Raw genomic sequence first — 24,153 nt, forward strand, 5'->3', positions numbered from 1 at the left:
TATGAGCAGCAGTTTTATTACAAATAAAGAAAAATTCTTATCAGACATCATCAATGGCATATTGCCTAAGACAAATGCGGTTGACATATTGGTTGGCTATTTCTATTTTTCCGGTTATGTACAGTTATCGGATAATCTGAAGAACAAACAAATAAGGATATTGGTAGGATTGGATGTCGATTTACAAATATCCGGTCATATTTGTGAGGTTGAGGCTATTCGAAAAAGATTAATCTCGCGGGGTGCTGTAAAAGAAGAATATTATGAACAGCTTGTAAAATTGATTAATGAGTCTGATTTTTTGGATACGGCTGAAAAACAAGAACAATTCAAAATGTTTTATGGGAAAGTTCTGGATGGCACACTTGAAATACGTAAAACACTTGAACCTTGTCACTCTAAGATGTATTTGTTCGCCTATAACGATTTAGTGAATGAGGGTGGAGAGTTACCAGGTGTCTTAATTACAGGATCAAGTAATCTGTCCTATCAAGGGTTGAAAGGACGCCTGGAGTTGAATGCCCGCTTCAATGACAAACAAGATTATGACGAGGGTAAAAGACTCTTCGATGAGCTGTGGGAGACTTCTGTAGTGATTGTGAGCAAGGACATTCTGGATGATTGGAATAATAAAGTGATGACTCGTATCTGGTACGATAAAATTTACTCACCTTATCTAATGTATATCAGAGTCCTTAAAGAATACTTCAATATCCCTACATCCAATAATATATTGACTCCGTATGATATAACCGAAGGGAAGTATTCAAATTTAAGGTATCAGACTGATGCCGTACAAATGGCTCTGAATGCGTTGAATAATCACAATGGAGCTATCATAGCCGATGTCGTCGGATTAGGCAAAAGTGTGATAGCTTCTACCATTGCACGTAATTTGAGATTACGGACTATAATTGTGTGTCCTCCGCATTTGTATAAGCAGTGGGAAGGTTATCGTGATGAATTCGGATTTACCGCTACCGTTTTCAGTGCGGGGAAAATTGAGGATGCAGTTTTATATTATCAAGAGTTGTCCAAAGAGGGGGAACAGTTCCTGATAATTATAGACGAGGCTCATCGTTTCCGCAACGAATATACACAGGATTATGCCTTGTTACATAATCTTTGTTCAGGAAATAAAGTGTTATTGCTTACGGCTACCCCTTTTAACAATCAACCGGCGGACATTTATGCGATGATCAAGTTGTTCCAGATACCGTCTTGTTCTACGCTTAAAACCGTTGAAAATCTAGGGGCATCATTTAAGGATTTAATGAGCAGGTATAAGACTTTGCGTGAGAAACAAAAGGCTGAAAAGATAACCGATGATGAGATTAAGGCAGAGGTTGATGACATAGCAAAAAAAATCCGCTCAATTATAAGTCCTTTGGTCATACGTCGTTCGCGGTTGGATTTGCAGGATATACCGGAATATGCCAATAATTTAAAGCAACAGAATATTCAGCTGGTATTACCGGATGATCCAGAAGAATTGGAATATGATTTGAGTGGGCTGAAAGAGTTGTACCTTTCTACTCTTGACAGAATTAGTAAATCAGAAGGAGGCAGTGACTCGGTTTATCGTTTTAAGGCAGCCCGCTATTCACCTGTCCTTTATATACGCGAAGAACTGAAAGACAAATTGGCAAAGGAACTTGAAGATAAGACCGGTGTCAAGTTCAATCTTCTGCTTGGCCGACAGACAAACATATCGAGCTTCATGCGCCATTTATTGGTCGCTCGTTTTGAGAGTTCGGTTGCGGCATTTCAGGCATCATTGGGATATATGATCCAATCCTCAGAGCATTTGCTTCGTTGGATAGAGAAGCGCCATAAGATTCCGGTATTTAAGAAAGGAAATCTGCCGGATGTCGAGGCTTTTTATGAGTCGGGAGGGGATGGAACGGAAGAGATTGAGGAACTTTTCGAGAAATATGAAGATCGAGGATTCTTTGAGATAGACATGAAATATGTGAAGGATGATTTCGTGACCGATGTTGAGGCTGATATCCAGTTGTTGAAGAATTTGCGTGTGCAGTGGTTTGGCAAAGACAATATGGTGAAATCTGACCCTAAGCTGGATTCGTTTATTGACATTGTTCGCAAACAGATGAAGAATGAGCCGAACAGAAAGTTGGTTGTATTCTCAGAATTTGCTGATACGGTGAATTACCTGGGCGAAGCTCTTGCGAATGCCGGACTTCCTGTGATGAAATATACTTCGGCGGATGCCACTTCGGCCAATAAAGACTGTATTCGCGCCAATTTCGATGCGGGACTAAAACCCATCTTGCAACGGAACGATTATCACATATTGGTGGCGACAGATGCCATATCCGAGGGATATAACTTGCATCGTGCCGGAGCGATTTTCAATTACGATATACCTTATAACCCGACTCGTGTCATTCAGCGTATAGGTCGTATTAATCGTATCAACAAAAAGGTGTTTGATAAACTATACATTTATAATTATTTTCCGACAGACGTAGGTGAAGCCGAGACCAGGACAAAGGAAATTTCTACGCTTAAGATGGCCATGATTCACGCCATTATGGGAGAGGATACAAAGGCTCTTACCAAGGAAGAAGATTTGCAAGCCTATTTTAAGGAACGTTACCGTAAGGAATTCGCCCGTAGTGAGGAAGCATCGTGGGATACTCCTTATCGTAAATTGCTAAACAGCCTGAAAGGTACCGATGCGTATGACCAGGCTATGGAGCTTCCACATCGTGCAAGGACTGCACGTAATATGAAGAAGCCAAGAAAAGGAGTATTGATGTTCGGGCGTAAAGGAGACGATTTTGTATTTAAGATAGGAGATACGATAAATAGTCCGGTAATGATTCCAGCCGAAGAGGCGATTTCGCTTTTTGATGCAGATAAAAGTGAACAACCTGTTGATTTCACTCGTGATTTCGATGCTGTGTATCAAAAGGTGAAAGCCTCTTTATTCAGCAGCGATGTAACAGAGCGAAATGAGAAAGAGTTGATAAATGCCTTGGCCAAAGTAAAAGTCTTGATGAAAAATCAGTTACTGCCTAAGGATTATTTGTCTGATTTGGTTCAGGTCATTAAGGCTGATGCATTGTCGGGATATGAGATAAGATTTATCAATCAATTAGTTCCCAAAGATGCCGCAAAATTGCCGTTGAGAATCTCCTCTGAATACTTGGCACGTATGATTAATAGCCAAAACAAGGTGGATGAAGGTGAAGAGACATTGATTTTAAGTGAAGAATTACAATAAAAAAAGACTCAAAATGGAATTTAACAGAATATATAATCGACAGGAGTTTGTCAACTTTCTACAAAACAGTTTTTTACCTGAGGATTTTATGTCATCTACAACCCCCGTGGAGTTTAGAACCAAAATGAAATATACTACCCAAGCTATAAAATTGGGTTCGTCAGATACTCTTGACCTGGTGGTGTACGAGGTAAAACACAATTCAAAGAATGATGCCCGTATTTCGCTTTCAAAAGAAGCGTTCCGCATGTTGGCCGACGAAATGGAAGACAGGGCCTTGGTAATCTTTGTTCCTGAAGATAATAACGATAACTATCGCTTTTCGCTTATTGAGATTACGCTCGAAGTGAAAGATGACTCGGCTCGTATCACACGGAATTATAGCAACCCACGCCGGTATAGTTATTTCCTCGGGAAAGGCATTGCCTATTACACCCCCAACAAGTACCTGAATGAAAAAGGCCGTGTTGTCAATGCAGAAGATTTGCGCAGTCGTTTCTCTGTCGAGGTGCTTACAAAGGAATTCTATCAGGAGTTGAGCGATTGGTATGCTTGGGCCATTAAAATCATACGTTTCCCCAATGACCTTAACGACAAGACGGATGATGATAAGTTTAACAATGAGAGTGCCATCCGCCTGATTACCCGCTTGATTTTTGTTTGGTTCCTGAAGCAACGCCACCTTGTGCCTGACGAGTTTTTTGACGAAAAATATATTGCAGACAATCTGATAGCGAGCTTTAATCCGCATGCAAAAGTTGATTTGTTTTATAAATCCGATGAAAGCAAGTATTACAAAGCCATCTTACAGAATCTCTTCTTTGCCATGCTCAATAGTCCTATTACGCCGGAAGGAAGTAAAGAGCTTTCAGAGAGGCATTTCAGAAAAGGCCGTGGGGATTATGATAACAACAAGCTGATGCGCTATGAGTACTATTTTAAGAACCCGCAGTTGTTTGTCGATTTAGCGAACAAGACGGTTCCGTTCTTGAACGGAGGACTGTTCGATTGTTTGGATGAGAAAGACAAGGATTTGTATTATGATGGCTTTAGTGACCGAGAAGCAGTGAAGAAAGCGTTGATAGTTCCTGATTATCTTTTCTTTGGCGAGGAGGTCGGCAAGAATATAGACCTGTCGGAATGGTACGGAGACAAGAAAAAGAAGAAAGTTTCAGCCCGAGGAATAATTGATATACTGAAACGTTACAATTTTACCGTAGAGGAAAATACACCATTCGACAAGGAGGTATCACTTGACCCGGAATTGTTGGGCAAAGTGTTCGAAAACCTGCTTGCATCCTACAATCCAGAGACGCAGACTACAGCCAGAAAACAGACCGGCTCGTTCTATACCCCTCGGGAGATTGTGCAATATATGGTGGACGAAAGTCTGGTTGCTCACCTCAAACGCACCGTGGGTGATGACCTTGAAACTCAATACCGTCAATTGATGCAATATACAGACGAGGTTGTTAACTTTACCGAAGAGCAGCGAAAACAAATCATGCAATCGCTCTATAACTGCAAAGTTCTTGACCCGGCCTGTGGTTCTGGAGCTTTCCCTATGGGTATGCTGCAACAGATGGTGCATATTCTTAGCCGTATTGACCCCGATAATACGCAATGGAAGGAGATGATGCTCAATAAGGCTATTGATGAAACATCGGATGCCTATCGCACGGCATCTTCTGATGAACGCCGGGAAATCATTGCGGACATCGAGCGTAGTTTTGATGAAAGTGTCAACCGCCCAGATTATGCCCGTAAACTCTATTTGATTGAAAATTGCATTTACGGTGTCGATATACAGCCTATCGCCATTCAGATTAGTAAGTTGCGCTTCTTTATTTCATTGGTCGTTGACCAGAAATCCAATGATAATCCTGTTGAAAACTTTGGCATTCGTCCGCTCCCGAACCTTGAAGCGAAATTTGTGGCAGCCAATACGTTGATAGGATTGGATAAGAAAGATGCATCTTTGTTTGATAGTGCGGAGATAAAGGCAAAAGAAAGTGAATTGAAGATTGCCAAGCACAAAATCTTCGGGGCAAAGACTGTACGCACCAAGCGTAAATATCGGCAGATTGTAAACGATTTGCGTCTGAAAATAGCTAATATGTTGGAAGATTGTGGTGCTGTGGGTAATGCTGAAGCTCAGCAATTGGCTGCTTGGGACATGTTCAACCAAAATGCCTCTTCACCATATTTCGATCCTGAATGGATGTTTAACGTAAAAGAAGGATTCGATATTGTGATTGGTAATCCGCCGTATATAAGTGCTATAGATTTGAAAAAATCGCTCGGTAATACAAATTACAAGTACTTAAAAAGTCTTTTCCAAACTTCAAAAGGTACGGTAGATATGTATGTTTATTTCTTTGAAAAAGGCCTAAACTTATTATGTGATGGTGGTACATTATCTTTTATAACTCCTAACAAATATCTTTCAGCCAATTACGGCAAAACGTTACGTGCTTACTTGATGACTAATGCAAAAATAACAACTGTGTTAGACGTTTCAAGGGATAGTGTTTTTGATGCTGATACATATCCAGTTGTTAGTATTATTCGCAAATCTTCTGATACTAAAACTTATGAGTTTATAGCTATTGACAAATATAAAATTGAGCATAAATTCAATTCTTCGCAACTATCTGAATTACCAGAAAACAATTGGGGGTTCATACTTAGCACCAAGTATAAATTAACCAAAAAAATTCTTCTTAAAAGTAAATCAATTTTAGATGTTTGTAAGATCAATGCAACATCTACTGCTTCTGAAGCAGACGAGTTTCACAATTCATTATATAATGATGAAAAAATAGGACTCAAACTTATCAATACAGGAACGATAGATCCGTATTGTAACTTTTGGGGAGCTCGCACTTTGACTGACAAAGGAGAACAGTATTTATACCCAATGCTACCCAATAATGCAAAAATATTAGGGATAAATCGATATAATCTTTATAATAGTCCCAAAATTATAATTGCAAAAATGTCACTCCGTCTTGAAGGCTTTTTTGACGAGAAAGGTGAATATGCATCAATCAATACCAATTGTCTGCATAGCATAAAAGTTAGTCCTTTAAAGTTAATGGGATGGATACATAGTAAATTATTTAATTATATATATGAGTGCTATTTCGAGGGATTGAGAATGTCTGGTAATTATTTGCCATTTACAGCACCTTATCTCTCATGTATGTGTGTACCAGTGAATATAAATTTTTTGGAAATAGATAATTTAGTCAGTTCTATATTCAATGCTAAACGTTTAGCAGTGGACACAGACATAACTGCATTAGAACAACAAATTGACTTGTTAATTTATCATCTTTATAATCTTACTTACGATGAAGTGTTAATAGTCGATCCTCAAACATCTATAACACGGGAACAATACGAATCATAAATATATGAGTAATCTTGATAAAGAAATAATTATCAGGAGATTGGCAATTATTAAGTACTTGTACAATCTCGGCGCGCAACAGTCAATGCAAGTTGATATGGTTGCAGGCTTTTCGATTCTGTCATTTCATGATTGTGCGGAGATGTTTCTTCTTTTGGTTGCGGAAAATAAAGGAATGAAAGGAGAAAATGTATTTATGGATTACTGGAACAAAATTCCAGAATTAACACTTAAGGAATCAATGCGCATTCTTAAGGAAAGGCGTGTTAACATAAAACATAAAGGATTATTCCCTTCTAAGAGTGATGTTGAAATAAGTCGTATAACTATGGCTGATTTTTTAAGTCAGAATACGAAAATACAATTTGGGCTGGATTTTTCATCAGTATCTGTATCATCTTTAATTTCATATAACGAAGTAAAAACATACATTGATGCGGCAGAAGAATATCTTGTAAAAAATGATCTCTACAATTGTATGGTGAATGCTAAAATAGCATTTATGGAATTGTTATCATCTTATGAAGATAGTAAAAGAGGAAAGTATCATATAAATAGCATAACTGATGTAGGCAGAAAAATAGGTAGCGAGTATCAAAAACTTATTGGACATGATGAAAAATTTGGCGAACGATGGTTTCGTGATGTTACGGAAACAACTAATCGGATACGTGAGATATTGAAAATTACTGCTCTTGGTATTGATTACCGAAAATATGCCTTTTTTGAATACATTACTCCAGAAACAAATGTTTATTGGGGCAATGGTGGTCGTGAATATCGTTCAATGCCAAAAGACTACTATGAAAGCAGATTCAATTTGCGAGCGAGTGATTGTCGATTTTGTATTGATTTCGTCATTGATAGTGCGCTGAAATTACAAGAGTTTGATTATGATATAAGTAATTTAATAAAATAGTTATGTCTTAAAATTTTGAGATTAGCAATCTTGGATGATATCAATTATAATCGAATAATTACTAAACATGGAATCAGAGATTAAGAAAGCATTTATATCCTATGCCTGGGATAATGAAGAACATAAAAATTGGGTGTTAAAACTCGCATCTGATTTACGACATCATGGAATTGATGCAATACTGGATCAATGGGATGCTAGGTTAGGTAACGATTTGTCATTCTTTATGGAGCAAGGGCTTACAACATCTCATTTTGTATTGTGCGTGTGTAGTGACAAATATATAGAGAAAGCTAATGGCGGAATAGGAGGGGCCGGATATGAAAAACGAATCTTAGCAGCAGAAATGATGGATAATGATGATAAACGATTTATTATTCCAGTAATCAAAAGAAATTTCCAAGTACGTAAACTTCCAACATTTCTTTCAGGATTAAAGTATGTAGATTTTGATAATGGTCAGTATTATGATAACTATCAAGAACTTCTAGAACGTATTTATGATGAGGATATAAAGAAAAAGCCGCCACTTGGGAGTAATCCGTTTATTTCATCAATAATATCAGACCAGATTACAACAAAACTTAGTATAGAACAAATAGAATTCCAAAACCCTGTTTTTGAAGGGAAAGCATCCTTTGACTATAAGAGGAATAGTGGTTCATATACTATAGGGGAAGGTGATTATATATTTGTTACTCATTGGAGTGAATGTGGGCATAATTCTATTCATTGTTATAGAGATTACATATATAGATTGGGATATAATCCTAATTATACTGAATTTCCGTCTCCTAACGAGTTTATTAATTTTGATTTTAGTTCACGGGCTAAGTCTGTTAACGTTGGGGAAATTGTGCTGTTGGAGAATCGCAATCATAAATTTGCTGCACTTAGAGTTACAAGAGTGGTGAGAAGAGATGAAGACATAAACCATTTGTTAGAATTTGAATACAAAATATATAAGGAAATAGAGAGTGAATGAGATTAGTACTCATAAAGATTATACACTATGTTAATAATTTAAATATGTCCAGATTAAGCAAACTATACGAAGCCATGGAAACCCTTCGCAAAGAAGGGCTTCCAGTAGATGAGAACCTTGAAAAGAAGGCCAATGAATTGGAAGAAAACATCATCAAGAAAGAAATTCTTCCGGTGTTGAGCAAGACCATTGAGCCAGCATTGCAGCCCGTAAAGCGGGAGTTGGTGTTGGTAGTGGATTATGTGCCCGGACAACCATTGAGCGTTCATTTGAGCCGTAAGCGTAATTTTGCAGCGGAATTAACCGATGCCAAGGAAATGGTGCTTGATCCGGAGGTAACTCATCGGAATCACCTCTCAAGTTCAGAGGGAAAGATAGAGCGAGGTCCGGCAAGAGATCTGTCTGTGGAATTTCCGGATGGAACTGTCATCTCTGAAAAGACTGCCGCAGAAACGCTGGTTGCGGTCGTGCAGAAAATCGGGGTTGCAAAAGTGCGCCAAGTGGTAGAAGAGTATAACTTGAAGTTTTGTAAAGTTCCAGTGATTTCAAATCGAAGGGATGCCAAATATGGCCGAAGCCAGCGGGATTTGGGTGGAGGATGGCTGCTAATAACTCACAGCAACAATCCAATGAAAAAGGCTTTCATAGAAAAAGTTTCCGAGGTCTTGCATCTTGGTATAAAGGTCATATTAAAGGATTAGGTTCAGGTATGCTGGCCGATTTTGGCGCAGTTGGCAACAAATAAATCCGTGATAGTATGGACGCAAAGCAGTGTATGATTGTAGATTTGGAGCGACGCGATGACAAGCGAATGTTCATCACCGAACAAGTCGCTTCGATAAGCGAGAACAAAAACGGCCTTTGGATGGTGCGGTTCTTGTCCTCGCCCCGTGTGTTTAATTATAATCACTCCAGACTGCTTTATCTCACGCATCCGGAAGCGATAGATATGGGTGAAAAGGGACTGTATGTCAGGAATAAGCATATAACAGATGTAAGCGAGTTGCTTCGCTTCACCGATGGCCGGCATACTTTTTACCGAGTGACTTATGCCAACGGTTATTCTGAAAACTTTGACGAAAATGATGTGTATGTAACCCGTACACCACTTGATAAAAATGGAGGTTCCACCTGGGATTATCTGCGGAAATTGGCCGCAGAAACGGGTCTGACCACCGAAGATGACGAGAATATTTTGTCCAAACAGTATGACTTGGTGGACTTGAAGCGCGGCAACGTGCCTTTGGCACAATATCTTGGCGACAAGACGAAGTTGGCAGTCTATCGTGAGCCTAAACAGGTATTTTTTCCTTTCGGTTGCAATGCAAGCCAAAAGGCTGCCGTGGAAGCTGCATTGATGCATCAGACAAGCATCATCCAAGGTCCTCCGGGTACAGGCAAGACACAGACCATTCTGAACATCATTGCCAATCTGTTGCTGGCAGACAAAACTGTGTTGGTGGTGTCGAACAATAATTCAGCCGTTGAGAATGTGGCGGAAAAACTTGCAGAGGAAAGTCTTGACTTTATCGTGGCGAAACTGGGCAGTGTGCAGAACAAAGAGGCTTTCATCGCCAATCAACCCGATTATCCGGATATGAGCGGTTGGGCGATAAAAGAAGAGCCTGCTAGACAACAAGCACAAAACTCGCTTCATACCGTGACCCAAGGATTTGATGCCCAGACACGCCAAGCCCAGTTGAAGGCAGAATACGACGCATTGCTGAAAGAAACGAAGTATAATGACATGCTTCAACTGGAATCTTCCGACAATGAGTGGCTGAACGACAAACGTTCTTCCAAACTGATGAAACTGCTCAATCTTTATCAACTGAAGATAGAGAACAGCCCCAAAGCTGACATCTGGTTTCGGCTGAAGTGGACTTTTTTATTGGGTATGAGGATATTCTCGTTTCTCGGAGGCAAGCCGTCGGATGTGGTTACGGGTTTGGAATCTGCCTATTATTTTTCCCGTAAGACTGAAATAGAGCAAGAGTTGGATGCTATTGTCACAACGCTGCAATCCATCGACATCAAACGGTGTACGGCAGAATTGCGTTCCGCATCTCTCTTGGTGTTGAAAAGTAAGATGGCAAAACGCTATCGAGCCTCAGAGAGGATACGATTCACCACCAAAGACATTAAGCCGAAAACCGAGGAGTTTTTGAAAGAATATCCGGTCGTGCTCAGCACTACCTATTCCGCCAAAAGTTGCATCAGCAAGGATATGGTTTTTGACTATGTGATTATGGACGAGGCATCACAGGTGGACATAAAGACAGGTGCGTTGGCGTTGTCTTGTGCCATGAATGCCGTAATCGTGGGTGATGACAAACAGCTTCCTAACGTGGTCAGCAGGGAAGAAGCTCAGGCATTGGACGCTATCCTGTCTACATACAACGTGGATGACAAGTACAATGCCGCCACACACAGTTTCTTGCAATCTTGTGTGGAGGTGTTCAAGGACGCGCCGGTTACGCTGCTCCGTGAGCATTATCGTTGCCATCCGAAAATAATCGAGTTCTGCAATCAAAAATTCTATGACGGTGAACTGGTGTCCATGACGACAGACAAAGGCGAGGACAAGGTGTTACAGGTGGTGCGGACAATCAAAGGGAATCATGCCCGTGGGCATTTCAACCAGCGTGAGATTGACGTGATAACCCAAGAAGTGATGCCAGAATATGCGGATATGGGCACTGTGGGCATCATCACTCCTTATCGCTCACAAGCAGAGGAAATCAATAAAGTCATTGGGTCAGACATTGCCAGCACGGTGCATAAGTATCAGGGACGTGAGTGTGACACAATCATCATGAGCATGGTTGATAACGCTCCGACAGAGTTCTCCGATGACCCCAACCTGCTCAATGTGGCCATCTCACGAGCCAAAACCCATTTGTGCATAGTGACCAATGGCAACGATATGCCGCAGGACACAAACATAGCCCAACTCATTGCCTACATCCAGTACAACAATTTTGAAGTGAAGGAGAGCAAGCTCCATTCTGTTTTTGATTTGTTGTACAAGCAATATACGGCAGAACGTTTGGCATACGAGCAGGCTCATCCGGTTGCATCCGGATACCTGTCTGAACATCTTGTGTATAATATGTTGCTCAAAGGTATAGCTCATTTGGAATTGGCAAACACAGAAGTTTTGTGCCACTATCCCCTGTCAAGATTAATTGCAGACTGGGGCGTGTTGGATGAACAGGAAAAAACTTTTGCCGAAAGTCCTTTCTCACACGTAGACTTCTTGATTTACAACTCTCTCACCAAGCGTCCGCTTCAAGCAATAGAAGTTGACGGTTGGCATTTCCATAAAGAAAGCGAATCCCAGCAATCGCGTGATGCCCTCAAAGACCGAATACTTACGAAGTTTGGATTGTGTCCGCATCGTATTTCTACAGCGGATACGGTGAATGAGAAAACGGTAATGAAAATACTTCAGGCAAAGTCTTAAAAATATAAAATTGTCCAGATTTAATCAGACTTTTCATCTGTTCCTAATACGCTGCTGCCAGTTTTAGCAAAGTACTGGGATGAATTTCAAACAATGTTGATTTGAACATATTGTGCAGATGCATTAACTAACTCTGCCAGATGTCGCTTCAGTGTTTGCCGGGTTCTCAAAATGCATTTATTGCAGGGATTATCCAGTCGCAGAAACCTTGTTTACCAAAACCCATGATAGAAGTCTGTCATAACATGAGCCAATCTTAGTAGAAGTAGATGTGGTATGCGCATTGGACATTCACAGTTTGGTTCCGTAGCGAGTTTGACTATAGCCAGGTGAACTATGTTCGAAAAAAGGGGAGACAAAATCAGAATCATATCTAACAGACACGGCTTGGGAATGTATAATGTTCTGCCGAATAATTTTGTATGTTTTGGCGACGATTTTTCGTTTAGATGACACTAGTGTATCTTTGATGCACTTTTGCTCCTAAAGCAGAAGTCCCTCGAAATAATAACTGGATTAAAGTCCAGACCTGTTCTTTTGCGGAATTATGCGTAAAATGCAGGTGTCATAGTCGGCTACATGAGAGATATAATCTTCCGTATCCTGTCCAATCCCGACAGACATTTTCCCGTGCTCAGCTTGCTGTTTTAAGTGGCACTCATCCCGCCGCCGAAAGGCGAGTGGGGTATTAGGTTACTAATATATAGCTGATTGATTTTATTTTATAATTTATTATTAATCAAATATATAAATATTGTATTTTGAACATTTACAGATAAGTAAAATTCTAAATATGTCACTATAATGTCACAATATTTCTTGTAAGGCCAATATGCCCGGCTAAAATCAAGCAAAAAAACTTGCACGTAAAACACGAAAGCCATATCTTTGCATAATCATCAGATGATATCATGATATGATAATATAAATAATATAATAGCAATGGAAAAAAGAACAATCATTCAAAGGCGGTCTTTGGCAGATGAGGTGGCGGAACAGGTGCAGAAACAAATCATCGACGGTGAACTGAAAGAAGGGGACAAACTTCCGATAGAAGCCGAACTCATGAAGGAATTCGGCGTGGGACGTTCTTCTATCCGTGAGGCGGTGAAGAAACTGGAGAACATGGGGTATCTGAAAGTACAGCAAGGGAAAGGGACTTTTATCACAACCCCGTCATTATCCCAAGAACCTTTGGAACAACGCCTGAAACGTGCGGATATAAAAGAATTGTATGAAGTAAGGAACATTTTGGAATCTGCCATCGCAGAAAGGGCTGCGCAACGCCATACTGCGCAGGATGTGGAAGAAATGATGGAATATCTTGCGGCACGCAAAGCTGCGGCAGAAGCCGGAACATTGGCAGAGTGTATTGAAGCAGACATAAAGTTCCATGTTTCAGTAGCTAAAGCAGCCCATAATGAAATTCTTTTCGAGCTTTACAGCTCGGTTGCGACACGCCTGTTAGACAGTTACAGGCATATATATGAAGATACGGCTCATTTTATCGAATCCCAGCCTTTGCATGAGAAAGTAGCGGAAAGTATTGCTTCCGATGCCAGAGAAGCAGCGGCAGACTTGGGCTCCCGCTTCTGGAGTAATCTCAATATTGGAAAATAAAATCATGAAAATGAAAGCGTTATTATTGACAGTCGTCCTGACTGTCGGAAGTCTAAATGTATTTTGTAAAAGCAACAGTAATATGGAAACAAAAGAAAACGTAACGCCGCAGCAGGTCATAGAGAACGTACACAAGGCGGCAGAAATTCTAAAACAACAAGGAGAGGCAGGGCTGAAGATCCTAAGCGACCCTGTATCGGAGTTCAACACGGGAGACGATTATATTTTCATCATCGACGTGGAGAAAAGCCTTGTAGTTTCAAATCCCCGTTTCCCTGAAAGGACCGGCGGAAATATCCGTGAACATCTGGACTGGAATAAAGACCATTACGGAATCCGCCTTTGTGAAGTCGCCTTGCAGGGTGGCGGCTGGATAGAGTTCGTATGGCCCAAGCCGGGAACAACAGAAAGGGTACGCAAAATTTCTTACATATATCCTATTCCCGGAATGCGTTATACGGTATGCGCGGGCATGTACAACGAAACGATGAGCCTTGAGGAGTTGAACGGGCTGACCGCTAAGACCGCCGGGCCCAAATCTTCCAAAGTAGCCGTATTGTTTGAAGTAACCCCAAAAAAAGAAGGGAAGGAGGAATATCTTAGTCTGGGTGCTGCACTGAAATCCGAACTGGCGAAAATGCCGGGGTTCATCAGCGTGGAACGCTTCGCAAGCCTGAATGAAGAGGGCAAGCTGTTAAGCCTTTCAGTATGGGAAAGCGAAGAAGCGGCGGCAGGTTGGCGTAATCAAATCAATCACCGCAACAGCCAAAAGAAAGGACATGACACGCTTTTCGAGAAATATAAGATTTCAGTGGCAGCGGTTATCCGTGAATATACAATGAACAAACGGGAACAAGCCCCGAAAGATTCCAACGCTTTTCTGAATGTAAAATGACATGGAAAAGTATTTCCAATACGGAGAAAAGGAACTGTCTTACCTGAAAAGCAAAGATAAACGACTGGCGGAAGTCATAGACAAGGTTGGCATGGTGAAAAGGCGGGTCATTCCCGACCTTTTCGCTGCGCTTGTTCATTCCATTGTCGGGCAGCAGATTTCAACAAGGGCACATGAAACGATTTGGCAAAAGTTGCTCACCCACTTCGGAACGATAACCCCGGCAGCAATCGCCTCCATTCCACGGGAAGAACTGCAACGCTTCGGGATTACGTTCAGGAAAGCAGATTACATCCAAAGTGCGGCACGTAAAATCATCAGTGGAGAGTTTGACATCAAGGAGTTGCACGGCATGGCTGATGCGGAAGTCTGTAATCGGCTGTCGGCTTTGGACGGCATCGGAATATGGACTGCGGAAATGATGATGCTCCACTCCCTGCAACGCCCCGATATTCTTAGTTTCGGGGATTTGGCTATGCAGAGAGGGTTGCGGATGCTGTACCACCACCGCAAAATCACCCGCAAGCTGTTTGAGAAATACCGCCGCCGCTATTCACCGTATGGCAGCGTGGCGTGTATCTACCTTTGGGCGGTGTCTGCCGGAGCAGTGGAAGGTCTGAAAGATTATGCACCCCAAGAAAAAGCAAGTAACAAACGAAAAAAACGATGAAAGTTAAAAATAAAATCATAGTCAAACCGTACTTATCCCCTTGTGGCGTGCTGTTGCTTGGCTCATTCAGAGATAAACTCTGCCTGTGTGACTGGCAGGTAGAAAAACATCATGAGCATGTGGATAGACGGTTGAAGCGGATATTGTATGCGGAGTTCGAGGAGGGGACATCGGATGTGATCGAAAAAGCCATACTTCAACTTGACGAGTACTTTATAGGAAGGCGCAAAATGTTCGATGTGCCGCTGTTGTTCGTGGGTACGGATTTCCAGAAAACGGTTTGGAACGAATTGCTGAACATCCCTTTCGGAACGACGGTTTCCTACGGTGAAATGGCCCGGCGAATCGGAATGCCGAAGGCTGTCCGTGCTGTTGCCAATGCCAACGGCGCAAATGCGATGTCAATCTTTGTACCCTGTCATCGTGTCATTGGCAGCAACCGTTCTTTGACAGGCTATGGCGGCGGGCTTGAAGCGAAACGCAAAATGCTCGAATTGGAGGGCTTCTATTTTTTCAAATGTCACCCACTATCTTTGTAGGCTATCGCTCTCTTTCCGAATTTTCCAGTCATACGCCCCATACGCTACATCGGCAACCTCGTTTCGGGTTTGCCGATGTTTTGTTTCGTCAAAAGACTGTCGGCTTTCCGCATAGTCGCACAGCCATTCGCCGATTGATTTTTGTTGTTCGGGCGTTTCGCCGTATTCCTGCATGACGCTTTTAATGTCGGCGGCTTCGGACGGGGCAAAGATTGACTTGTGCCGCTCCGTTCCGAAATGGATAATCGCCATGACAGCCCGTTTGAATACCTCGCTCGCATGATACAGCATGTCGGCTATGAGGTTCAAAATCCTTTTGCTGTTTTTTAACGCACCTTGCAGCAAGCGGATAGTCTTGTCTTTTTCCTCAGTGGCTTCAAGTACCGCTTGGCTGATGCGCTGCCGCTCGCCGTCCTTCTGTTCCTGAAGCTGCCTTACTGCCTTATCCCGTTCCATAGTAAGCGAGCGATTCAGTGCCAACGCCCTGTCACGCTCGGTTTCGGCTTCCTGTTTTTCCGAGGCTAATACTTTTGTCAGTTCCTCCACCTTGTTTTTTACGGCATTGGGAAAGGCTTTTCTGATGCGCTCGTTCTCGGCTTTCAGCTTGGCGTTTTCCTTTTCAACGGCTGCGGATTTGCCAACTCCTACAATGCTGCCGACACTATCCAAAATGCTGTCCATTTTCGCCTTGCGCTCGTCTTTGAGTTGCTTTTCCTTGTCGGCAATCTCGTTGTCGAGTGAAAGACCGTACTGCTCTTTTTCCTTGTTCTCTCCCTCAATGGTGAGCCTTTCCGCTTCGGCTTTCTTTTTGGCTGCGAGGGCGGCTTCCCTTTCTGCTTTGACTTGCTCGGCTTCCTGCTTCTGCTTGGCAAGGATATAGTCGTTCCGCTCCAGATGCTCCTTACCCGTCAGCTTCTTTGAAGTGCCCCTTTCCATTTCCAAACACTCGGCTAATAGTGTCTGCATTTCGCTCATGGCTTTCTCGTCCAATTTGCAGGATTTCCCGGTGTCGTGGTTCATCCAGTCCCATACGATGTGGGCGTGCAGGTTGGGCTTCCATGTGGCAGTGTCTCCGGGATTGATGTAGTGCCCCTCGTCCCTGTGAATGAATATCTGCAATGCTGTGATACCCCAACGCTGCTTACACACCTCGCAGAAATTCTGCAACTGCTTCATCGTGGTGTCTTCCTTGATTACGACCACGCCCTCTTTGAGTGGGGTGCTGCCACGCACAATGGTCACCTTGCCTGTCTTTTTGTTCACCCGTTCTCGGTCTTTGGTCTGCATTGCCCGGCCTGTCTTCTCCTTGACCATTGCGGCTATCTGCTTGTAGCGGTCAGCCAATGACGTATCGCCAAGTTCAGGTGCTACCCACGCTTCATTTTTAGCCATGAGGTCGGTGCGGATGTAGAGCTTCTCCTTGTGGATATTGGCGAGATATTCCGCTGACCGCCTGTTATGCGGACTGCTGCTTCCAACATTACAAGGCTTTATGTTGATAGATGTTTTCTGTGCCATAAGTTCGCTTGTTTTTTAGTTTCACAATGGGTTATTAGGGCTTCGCCTTAATCGGTGGGTGCAGGGAGAGGGTCACTTCCTGCTTGGGGTTCTTAGGGGTGAAAACCTCTAAGCGGAGTTTCCAAAGAGAGGGTCACTCTTTGGTCGGGTTGCACAGGGCAGACCGCCCTTGCCGGGTTCTTAGGGCAGCGTCCTAAGTGGGACGGGGCAACGCCCAGCCCCTCGGGAGAGCCCACAACTTCGGAGCGCAGCGGAGAAGTTATAGTGGGCTATACCGGTGCAAGCACGGTCACTCACTCCACGCCAACCGAGGCTCGTTTGAAATTCGGCGTTTTGCACCTTTCAATTTCTCTTCCCTATGCTCGGGCTATCCTCATCGCCAATCGTGCCGTCCTGCGCCTCTTTGGGGCTTCCTTCCCCGTTGTCGTCCGGTCTTCTATCCCCTCTGTTTATGATAGAGGATTGGTCGGCTTTGTCCTTGTCGCACGACTTGCCAGTTTGACAGCCGGAAGCCATAGGCGAGTAAAGGGAAGAAGAAAGAGCGGTTTCCCCGCTTCTCATGCTGTCCGCACTTGTCGTTTCGCTTTGGCTATCGTCAGGCACAGAACACTGGCTATCTTCCAATGACAAATCAACGGAAAGAGGTGTCCGCACATCGCCCGTCTGTCCTTTGTCGGTTGCCGAAGGTCTGACATAATGGGGATTGGTCACGAGGACACCCCCGACATACCAGCCTGTCAGAAAATGCAGGGTATGTATGGAAGTTCGGTTGTTGGCTCGGGTGGTCAGCATACCGAGGCTGTTAAAGCTGTCAATGAGTTTGCCGATAGTTTTACGGTTGCAGCCCAAGTATTCCGCCAGTTCCACGTCGGAAGCTGCGACCTGTCCCACCCCCAAGACTATTTCAATACCCTTGATTTTATAAGTGGTCTTTGTCCGCACCGCATCGGACATCAGCCGATGCAGGCATTTTTGCCTTAAAGCGGAAAATTTGCCTTCCAAAAGAAAATCCCACTGCCCGGCTGAAAGAATAGTGCAGTAATGTATCGTCTGTTTATCCTTGTACATAGTCTAATGATATTATGATGTTACAATGGTCTGCTACCTGCCCAAGCCATATTCCCGCTCAGGCATGTAAAACTCTCTGTCTTCCGCTATGTGGTTCAGCACGTCCTGCAAGTGGTCGAGTTGTTCATGGTCAAGCACACGGATTGCGTTAATGGTTATCTCCTGCGAGGCAATTTTGCGGTGTGCGATGTTCGTCTCGTTCATCGTGCCGTCACCGTCCGCATGGACGGAATGCAAGTAGGCATTGACTGTCTCCGTCTGCTTTTTGGTTGGGTATGGTGCTGCCCATTTGTCCTGAATATAGCCGACCATTTGGCTGACTGCGTTTGCCAAGAGCGGGTCACGCTGTGCGATACTCGCTGTCAGTTGTTCCACGTTCATCTTTTGTGTCCTCCCTCTATTCGTTCTATGTCGGAAAGTTTGTAGCAGTTCTTGCCGCCGACCTTGTAACGGGTGAGATAGCCGGAGATGTTCCATCGCCAGAGCGTGGCCCGGCTCTTGCCGAGGCGGTGCAGGACGGTTTCCTCGTCGAGCATGGCCTCCTTTTCGGCTGCACGGCGTTGTCGTTCCTGTTCCTCCGTCCACTGCAGGAAAGCGGTTTTCAATGTATCGACCGAAGTGATGACTATCGTGTCGGGTTGTCTTGATTCCAAATCATGTGTAGAAGTCATTTCTTTGACAAGGCAGTTCTTTCGGCGACCCTCACGGCAAAACATTTGCCTCGCACCTGCCCGGACTGCACCGTGGCAGTGAGGTCTGCCACGGATTCGTGGTGCGAAGTTAGAACGCTTTGAAACGAATGCGGAATATTTTGGGTTGTCATTGCTTGCCGGACACCGGAAGACATTTTTGTGAACGGAATTAACAATACATGAGAGGGGAAACGCACTCGTAAGACTGATTTTTGGCAAAAAGTTTGGCGGTTTCGGGAAAAGGCATTATATTTGTGTACCAATTTTGGTACACAATGTAAATTATAAAAGTTATGGCAGTCATTCAGATTACATCAAGAGAATTTCGGGAGAAGCAGGCATCCATGTTTGCACTCGCCGACAATGGGGAGCAGGTGGTAATCAGGCGCAGGGGAAAGGTCTCCTATATGCTGACCCCCGTTTACGAAGAGGATTTTGTCCTTTCCCCGGAGCTTGAAGAGAGGCTCGAAGAGGGTCGCAGGCAATATAGGGAGGGCAATGTCACGACCTGTACTACAAAGGAAGAACTTAATAAATTCTTGGAAACGCTATGAGCTTGTATAAGATAGAATTTACCCAAATAGCGACAAAGACTGTATCGAAATACAAGAAATCCAATCCCGTGCAATACAAGAAGCTCGTCAAGCTGCTTAATGAGTTGATGGAGCATCCGAGGACAGGGACGGGACACCCCGAACCACTTAAATCAGGAGATTCGATAACATATTCCAGAAGAATATCAAAAAACGACCGCCTGATTTATGATATATACGAGGAGAAAGTTACCGTGTTGGTCTTGACCGTAGAGGGGCATTACGACGACAAATGACCTCCCGCACCTTATCCCCCTGCCCGGTTATAACAACCGAAAAAGAGGGAAAAGGAAAATTATTCAGCCAGCGATTTCATCATGCGCCACAGTTGCAGGAACACACTTTTGTAGCTCGGTTTGTCGGGCAGGAAAACAATGCGTCCGTCTTCCTCTTTCGTGTAGCCAATCTTGGTACGGAGCGTTCCGACGATGCGGTTCTTCTCCCTGTCGGGGAAACGCTCGTGCAGGTAGTTGTTGTAGGCGGTCTTCGTCACATGGCAGAACTCGGTAACGATTTTCGCATGGGCTATGTCCCGTACCAATCCCTCGTCCCTTGCGCATACCATGACAAGTGCAGCACCACGCCCTACCTTGCCCTGAAGCAAAAAATGCAGCGTGTCGAGAATTTTCTCCGCATGTTCCGGGTAGAGTATTTCATCGGTGAACTTTGTCGGCCGGGATTGTCCGGCAATATGTTTCCACGCATTTAGGTAGATGCGTACCATTTGCGACGGCATTTTCGGCACATATTGTTTGAGCAGCCTATCGACAAACCTGTGCACCTCGTCGGGGTGGTTACGTGCCCGGATAAAAAGGTATTCCATGACGTGTTTCACACGCTGTTCCCGGCAGATCGTTTCCCAAGACAGTTCGGGGCGGTCAATCAGCAGCAGGATGGTCTTTGCCGCCGCTTCGATGGACGGAACGGGAATATCATCATCCAGTCTCCCGTCCTCCGTGGCATGCGCCTCGACAAGTGAAAGGACATAGGCGATGTTACGCTCCATGTTCGGTTGTCCGTATTGCAGTTCAATATCCGCACTTATATCTTCGATGTTTTCTTTCATAAGCCCCTATGGTTATAACGGTTATCCGGCAGTACCGGTCTTTGCCAGTTCGAGAAGTCCGGCAAGCTGTTCAGCCGACATTTGCCCGAACTGTTCCAACAGTACCGATTTGACCTCTGCTTCCTGTTTGGCTTTCGCCACTTTTTTTGCTATGCTGGTGGCCAGTTCGATACCGCTTATCTTGATGTAATCGTTGAAAACGCTTTCGGTCTTGTGCCCGCTTATCGACATCATCTCGTGGCTGTCGAGCATCTTGCTCAAGTACATGAGGGTGATGCCCGTCCTCCGTGCTGTATGGGTGGTGGCGAGGCGGTATCTCGGTACGAGTATATCTCCATACTCGTTGCGTTTGAACGCTACCCTGTTCTGTTCTTCCATCCTTTGGCTTATGAGCGTGATTTTTGTCGCCATTTCCTGCCTCAAACTCGGCACGGATTCGGAGAGCTTTTTCAGAACGACCTTGATAATTTCGTTCAGGTCGTTGTTGTGGATGTACGGCAGATTGTAGTCGTATTTCTCGAAAATGCGGATAAGGTTGTCATTGAGTATGGGGATGGAAACCTCCGTGCCTGTCTTCTGCTGTGTCAGCGTGATGATGCCCACGCCGTCGTGGAAGCTGATGTTGCGCTCCGTGATACGGGAATAGTCGGAAAAACGCTGGCTTGTGTAACAGCCCACGAGGAACACGTCACGGGCTTTGTCTTCCTTTCCGCTTAAAGGCATTTCATAAAGGGCTTGCAGTTCTTCTTCCGTCAGGTAGATTTCCACCACCTTGTCCTCCCGTGTCACGTGGAGTTTCGGGAAATGGTCGAGCACCGATGTCTTGAAGCGGAAGCCCTCCTTGAAAGCGGTATTGAGCATGGCGGAGAAGACAGCGAGGTTTTTGTTGATGGTCTTCTTCATGTAGCCGTAGTTCTCCATGTAGAGGACAAACTCGTCAATCAACCGCTCGTTGATGTCTTCCCAGTCGAAAGGGTGTTGTTTTATGAATGTCTCGAGGATATTGGCAAAGCCCGTATAAGCGTGAAGCGTCTGTTTCGTGTAGTTGTTGCCCTTGCGCTTTATCGTGCCGTTCTTCATGCCCTCCAGCCGCTTGCGCACAAAGTCCAGCACTCCGGGGCGGCGCGCCTCCTGTAACTGCCGGACGAGTTCGGCGTTGGCGGCGGTCTGCTCCTTTTTCTTGGCGATGATGGTCGTGCGGCTTATCTCGGCGGGGTTTACAGACTTGACAACCTCGTACACTTCGAGGATGTCCTTACGGGTACGGGCTTCTTCCGGCAGAGCCATAGAAATGGCGGTCAAGGAAGCGATGAACGCCTCTATGTCCGTCTTCTTTTTCAGCAGTTCGTCACGGAACGCCGCATTGAGTTTCCCACGCATGGGTATCTTGATTTCGCCGTCGGCGAAATATTCCGGCAGGACGGTGACAGTGGATTTGAACTGCGGGCGGTTGGTGCGTGTGATGTCCAGCCGTACCAATATTGGGTGCTCGCCCTGCGGGTTTGCTTTCTTCGAGAGTGATAATGTTGCCTTTGCCATAACTGACTATTGAATGGTTATGGCACAAAGGTAGAAAAATCCTCCGAAAAATGTCACAGAAAAATGTCACACCAATGAGAAATTATGAAATTTTATCGAAACGCCGTATTTCATTAAATATCTAATAATCAATGTTTTCATTTGCTTTTATTTGACTTTGTTTCTCTTGTTTTGCTCTTGTTTTCACTAAATGGGGTATTAGGCTCCCCCATAGGGTTTACTACTGGCAGATGGGCAAGCCCGGCATGGATGATAGCCTCACTTCAAATAATGCAGAGGATGTCCGATTTCCAGTGTACATACAAAAGGGAGCATGGCAGATTGCACCTGTATGATGAAACCTGCCATAGCTTTGCTTTATTCCCATATCTACACCCCTGCATTAAAGTAAAGCCGGGAAATGTCACAGAAAAATGTCACACCGGGATTTGATGGTATAGGGGTTCAATAATGGAAATCTCTGTTGAATTTGTATTCTTTCCCTTCTTTTACGACCATCCGCTTGTTGCATAGGAACTTTGCCAATTCCACCGTCTTGTTGTACCCCAATTTTATCCCTAGCCGTCCGTAGCCATCTTTCAGCTTCTCAAGGTAGCCGTTATAGCCGCTGATGTTTCCGTCCTCAAAAGCGGCGTTTAATGCGGAACGGTGCGAATCCTCAGGTATTTCCCTGTACGGGTCGAACGGTTCCTTAGGCGGGCGTCCTGGTTGCCTTTTCTGGGGCTGATATGACTCCACCGGTTCAGGTAGGGAATCATCGTTTACCTGGAAGGCAAACGGTTCAAACTCACGGTCACGGCTGTGTATGACTCCCACCACACTTATGGACTTGTCATCTTTGTCTGGCTCTATCTGCATGACTGTTTCCGCCTTGTTGTTCAGTTCCGTGCCGACATGCCCACGCGCGTGTTCGTCATTCTTGTTCTGATGCAGGACGGTATGGATATGTATCTGCCGGTCATCGGTCCATTGCATGAATTTGGATATCACATCGGTGGATTCACCGGGTGAATTGATGTCATGGATGAAGTCCCGGATGCCATCTATGATGACCAGACCTAAATCAGGTATCATGCCGATTGCCTCTTCCGTTATAGCCAGTCGTACTTCGGGCGAATATTTCCGGAGTGCCAGCATCGTCAGGTTGTCTGCATCACAGTCTTTCGGCAGACCTGCCAGTTTCAGGATTCTATTCAGAACAATCTGGCAATGGTTCTTGCCCTGTTCCGTGTCAACATAGAGAATCTTCCTTTTCCCCTCCGGGAAGCAGGCACGGTAATGCAGCACTGTGCCATTCTTCAGGGCGGCCGCAGCGATGGCGGAGACATTGAAGGTCTTCTTGCTTTTGGCCTTTCCAATGGATGCACTGAAGTTTCCCAGAGTCCCGATTGTGGAATCATCCACCATAAGCACGGAAGCGGACTGTTCGTATGTCCCGGTCACGCTTATGACAGATTCTTTTATGTAGTTTCTCAATTCCTCCGGAGTAGGAATATTACAGCTCGTCTTTTCCATATTCCTACATTTCTCTTGGTTTGGCCTTATGTCTTGTCGCAGCAAGCATTTGCTCGTGTTCCTCCTCGAAGCTCAGAGGCACCTGGCTTTTTCTTCCGGTCTCCAGCCATTTGTCCAGTTCGTCGCGGTATACGAACAGATGCTTCCCCTGCTTGATGACAGGTATCCCTCCGTGTTTGGCCTTGTAATAGAAGGATGACTTGGATATTCCAAGGTAACTGCATACTTCCTCGACGGTCATGGGGACATGCAGGTTTTCTTTGGCTGGAGTCTGTTTTGCAAGATTGTCTTTCAGCGCATTTTCGAGACTCTCGATTCTTTCGCAAAGTTTGCCTACCACTTCCGGCAGGTCATTGAATGTCAGTTTTTCGTTTAGCATGTTCTAATATTTAAATGTTAAACA

At 44.3% G+C, this 24,153-nt stretch carries 20 protein-coding genes; 12 read left to right on the forward strand and 8 right to left on the reverse strand.

Translation table 11 applies throughout. The annotated features are described in order from the left end of the window. Position 1: 1 nt before the first annotated feature. The 10 genes from HMPREF0999_RS00530 (at position 2) to HMPREF0999_RS00575 (ending at position 15,759) form a co-directional block, all read left to right on the forward strand. The gene (locus HMPREF0999_RS00530) at positions 2–3,250 is read left to right on the forward strand and encodes an SNF2-related protein (protein WP_009274870.1); all 3,249 of its coding nucleotides are present in this window, start codon (positions 2–4) and stop codon (positions 3,248–3,250) included. Between the two features lie 13 nt (positions 3,251–3,263). Next, on the forward strand, positions 3,264–6,665 hold the full coding sequence (locus HMPREF0999_RS00535; RefSeq protein WP_009274871.1) for an Eco57I restriction-modification methylase domain-containing protein: 3,402 nt from the start codon (positions 3,264–3,266) through the stop codon (positions 6,663–6,665). Positions 6,666–6,669: 4 nt separating this feature from the next. After that, on the forward strand, positions 6,670–7,584 hold the full coding sequence (locus HMPREF0999_RS00540) for a hypothetical protein (RefSeq protein WP_009274872.1): 915 nt from the start codon (positions 6,670–6,672) through the stop codon (positions 7,582–7,584). A 67-nt stretch (positions 7,585–7,651) separates the two neighbouring features. Next, complete coding sequence (locus HMPREF0999_RS00545) at positions 7,652–8,569, forward strand: toll/interleukin-1 receptor domain-containing protein (protein ID WP_009274873.1); 918 nt, start codon at positions 7,652–7,654, stop codon at positions 8,567–8,569. Continuing rightward, positions 8,566–9,270: a hypothetical protein gene (locus tag HMPREF0999_RS00550; RefSeq protein WP_010184998.1), complete on the forward strand. Its 705-nt coding sequence runs from the start codon at positions 8,566–8,568 to the stop codon at positions 9,268–9,270. Before HMPREF0999_RS00545 ends, HMPREF0999_RS00550 begins: the two co-directional genes overlap by 4 nt. Before the next feature lie 56 nt (positions 9,271–9,326). Continuing rightward, complete coding sequence (locus HMPREF0999_RS00555) at positions 9,327–12,035, forward strand: AAA domain-containing protein (RefSeq protein ID WP_009274875.1); 2,709 nt, start codon at positions 9,327–9,329, stop codon at positions 12,033–12,035. A gap of 942 nt (positions 12,036–12,977) precedes the next feature. Then, a complete protein-coding gene (locus HMPREF0999_RS00560; RefSeq protein WP_009274877.1) occupies positions 12,978–13,655 on the forward strand; it encodes a FadR/GntR family transcriptional regulator in 678 nt (225 codons plus the stop codon). An 82-nt stretch (positions 13,656–13,737) separates the two neighbouring features. Next, positions 13,738–14,550, forward strand: coding sequence for a cache domain-containing protein (locus HMPREF0999_RS21630; protein ID WP_121956475.1), 813 nt, complete (start codon positions 13,738–13,740; stop codon positions 14,548–14,550). A 1-nt stretch (position 14,551) separates the two neighbouring features. Continuing rightward, positions 14,552–15,220 carry a DNA-3-methyladenine glycosylase family protein gene (locus tag HMPREF0999_RS00570; RefSeq protein WP_009274879.1) on the forward strand — a complete coding sequence of 223 codons (669 nt, stop codon included), beginning with the start codon at positions 14,552–14,554 and terminating at the stop codon, positions 15,218–15,220. Further along, complete coding sequence (locus tag HMPREF0999_RS00575) at positions 15,217–15,759, forward strand: methylated-DNA--[protein]-cysteine S-methyltransferase (protein ID WP_009274880.1); 543 nt, start codon at positions 15,217–15,219, stop codon at positions 15,757–15,759. Before HMPREF0999_RS00570 ends, HMPREF0999_RS00575 begins: the two co-directional genes overlap by 4 nt. On the opposite strand, the gene HMPREF0999_RS00580 is transcribed toward HMPREF0999_RS00575, so the two are convergent. The 4 genes from HMPREF0999_RS00580 to HMPREF0999_RS00595 all read right to left on the reverse strand — a co-directional run bounded on the left by HMPREF0999_RS00580 (position 15,748) and on the right by HMPREF0999_RS00595 (position 19,016). Continuing rightward, entirely contained in the window at positions 15,748–17,277 is a 1,530-nt protein-coding gene (locus tag HMPREF0999_RS00580; protein ID WP_009274881.1) for a hypothetical protein, read from the reverse strand. The genes HMPREF0999_RS00575 and HMPREF0999_RS00580 overlap by 12 nt on opposite strands. Before the next feature lie 342 nt (positions 17,278–17,619). Next, on the reverse strand, positions 17,620–18,345 hold the full coding sequence (locus HMPREF0999_RS00585) for a hypothetical protein (protein WP_009274882.1): 726 nt from the start codon (positions 18,343–18,345) through the stop codon (positions 17,620–17,622). A gap of 33 nt (positions 18,346–18,378) precedes the next feature. Continuing rightward, positions 18,379–18,726 (reverse strand): hypothetical protein, encoded by a 348-nt coding sequence (locus HMPREF0999_RS00590; RefSeq protein ID WP_009274883.1) that lies wholly within the window; start codon positions 18,724–18,726, stop codon positions 18,379–18,381. Then, entirely contained in the window at positions 18,723–19,016 is a 294-nt protein-coding gene (locus tag HMPREF0999_RS00595) for a hypothetical protein (RefSeq protein WP_009274884.1), read from the reverse strand. The genes HMPREF0999_RS00590 and HMPREF0999_RS00595 overlap by 4 nt, the downstream gene beginning before the upstream one ends. A 314-nt stretch (positions 19,017–19,330) precedes the next feature. Between HMPREF0999_RS00595 and HMPREF0999_RS00600 the strand changes: the two genes are divergently transcribed. Beyond that, complete coding sequence (locus HMPREF0999_RS00600; protein WP_009274885.1) at positions 19,331–19,591, forward strand: hypothetical protein; 261 nt, start codon at positions 19,331–19,333, stop codon at positions 19,589–19,591. Beyond that, complete coding sequence (locus tag HMPREF0999_RS00605; RefSeq protein ID WP_009274886.1) at positions 19,588–19,866, forward strand: Txe/YoeB family addiction module toxin; 279 nt, start codon at positions 19,588–19,590, stop codon at positions 19,864–19,866. The genes HMPREF0999_RS00600 and HMPREF0999_RS00605 overlap by 4 nt, the downstream gene beginning before the upstream one ends. A gap of 59 nt (positions 19,867–19,925) precedes the next feature. Here the strand turns inward: HMPREF0999_RS00605 and HMPREF0999_RS00610 are convergent, their stop codons facing one another. The 4 genes from HMPREF0999_RS00610 to HMPREF0999_RS00625 form a co-directional block, all read right to left on the reverse strand. Further along, positions 19,926–20,696, reverse strand: a complete 771-nt coding sequence (locus tag HMPREF0999_RS00610) for a hypothetical protein (RefSeq protein ID WP_009274887.1) — start codon at positions 20,694–20,696, stop codon at positions 19,926–19,928. A gap of 21 nt (positions 20,697–20,717) precedes the next feature. Then, positions 20,718–22,235 (reverse strand): phage integrase SAM-like domain-containing protein, encoded by a 1,518-nt coding sequence (locus tag HMPREF0999_RS00615; RefSeq protein WP_009274888.1) that lies wholly within the window; start codon positions 22,233–22,235, stop codon positions 20,718–20,720. Positions 22,236–22,679: 444 nt separating this feature from the next. Continuing rightward, entirely contained in the window at positions 22,680–23,750 is a 1,071-nt protein-coding gene (locus HMPREF0999_RS00620) for an AAA family ATPase (protein WP_009274889.1), read from the reverse strand. A 4-nt stretch (positions 23,751–23,754) separates the two neighbouring features. After that, the gene (locus HMPREF0999_RS00625) at positions 23,755–24,129 is read right to left on the reverse strand and encodes a helix-turn-helix domain-containing protein (RefSeq protein ID WP_009274890.1); all 375 of its coding nucleotides are present in this window, start codon (positions 24,127–24,129) and stop codon (positions 23,755–23,757) included. Positions 24,130–24,153: the final 24 nt, after the last annotated feature.

The organism is Parabacteroides sp. D25, assembly GCF_000307475.1.
Classification (GTDB): domain Bacteria; phylum Bacteroidota; class Bacteroidia; order Bacteroidales; family Tannerellaceae; genus Parabacteroides; species Parabacteroides distasonis.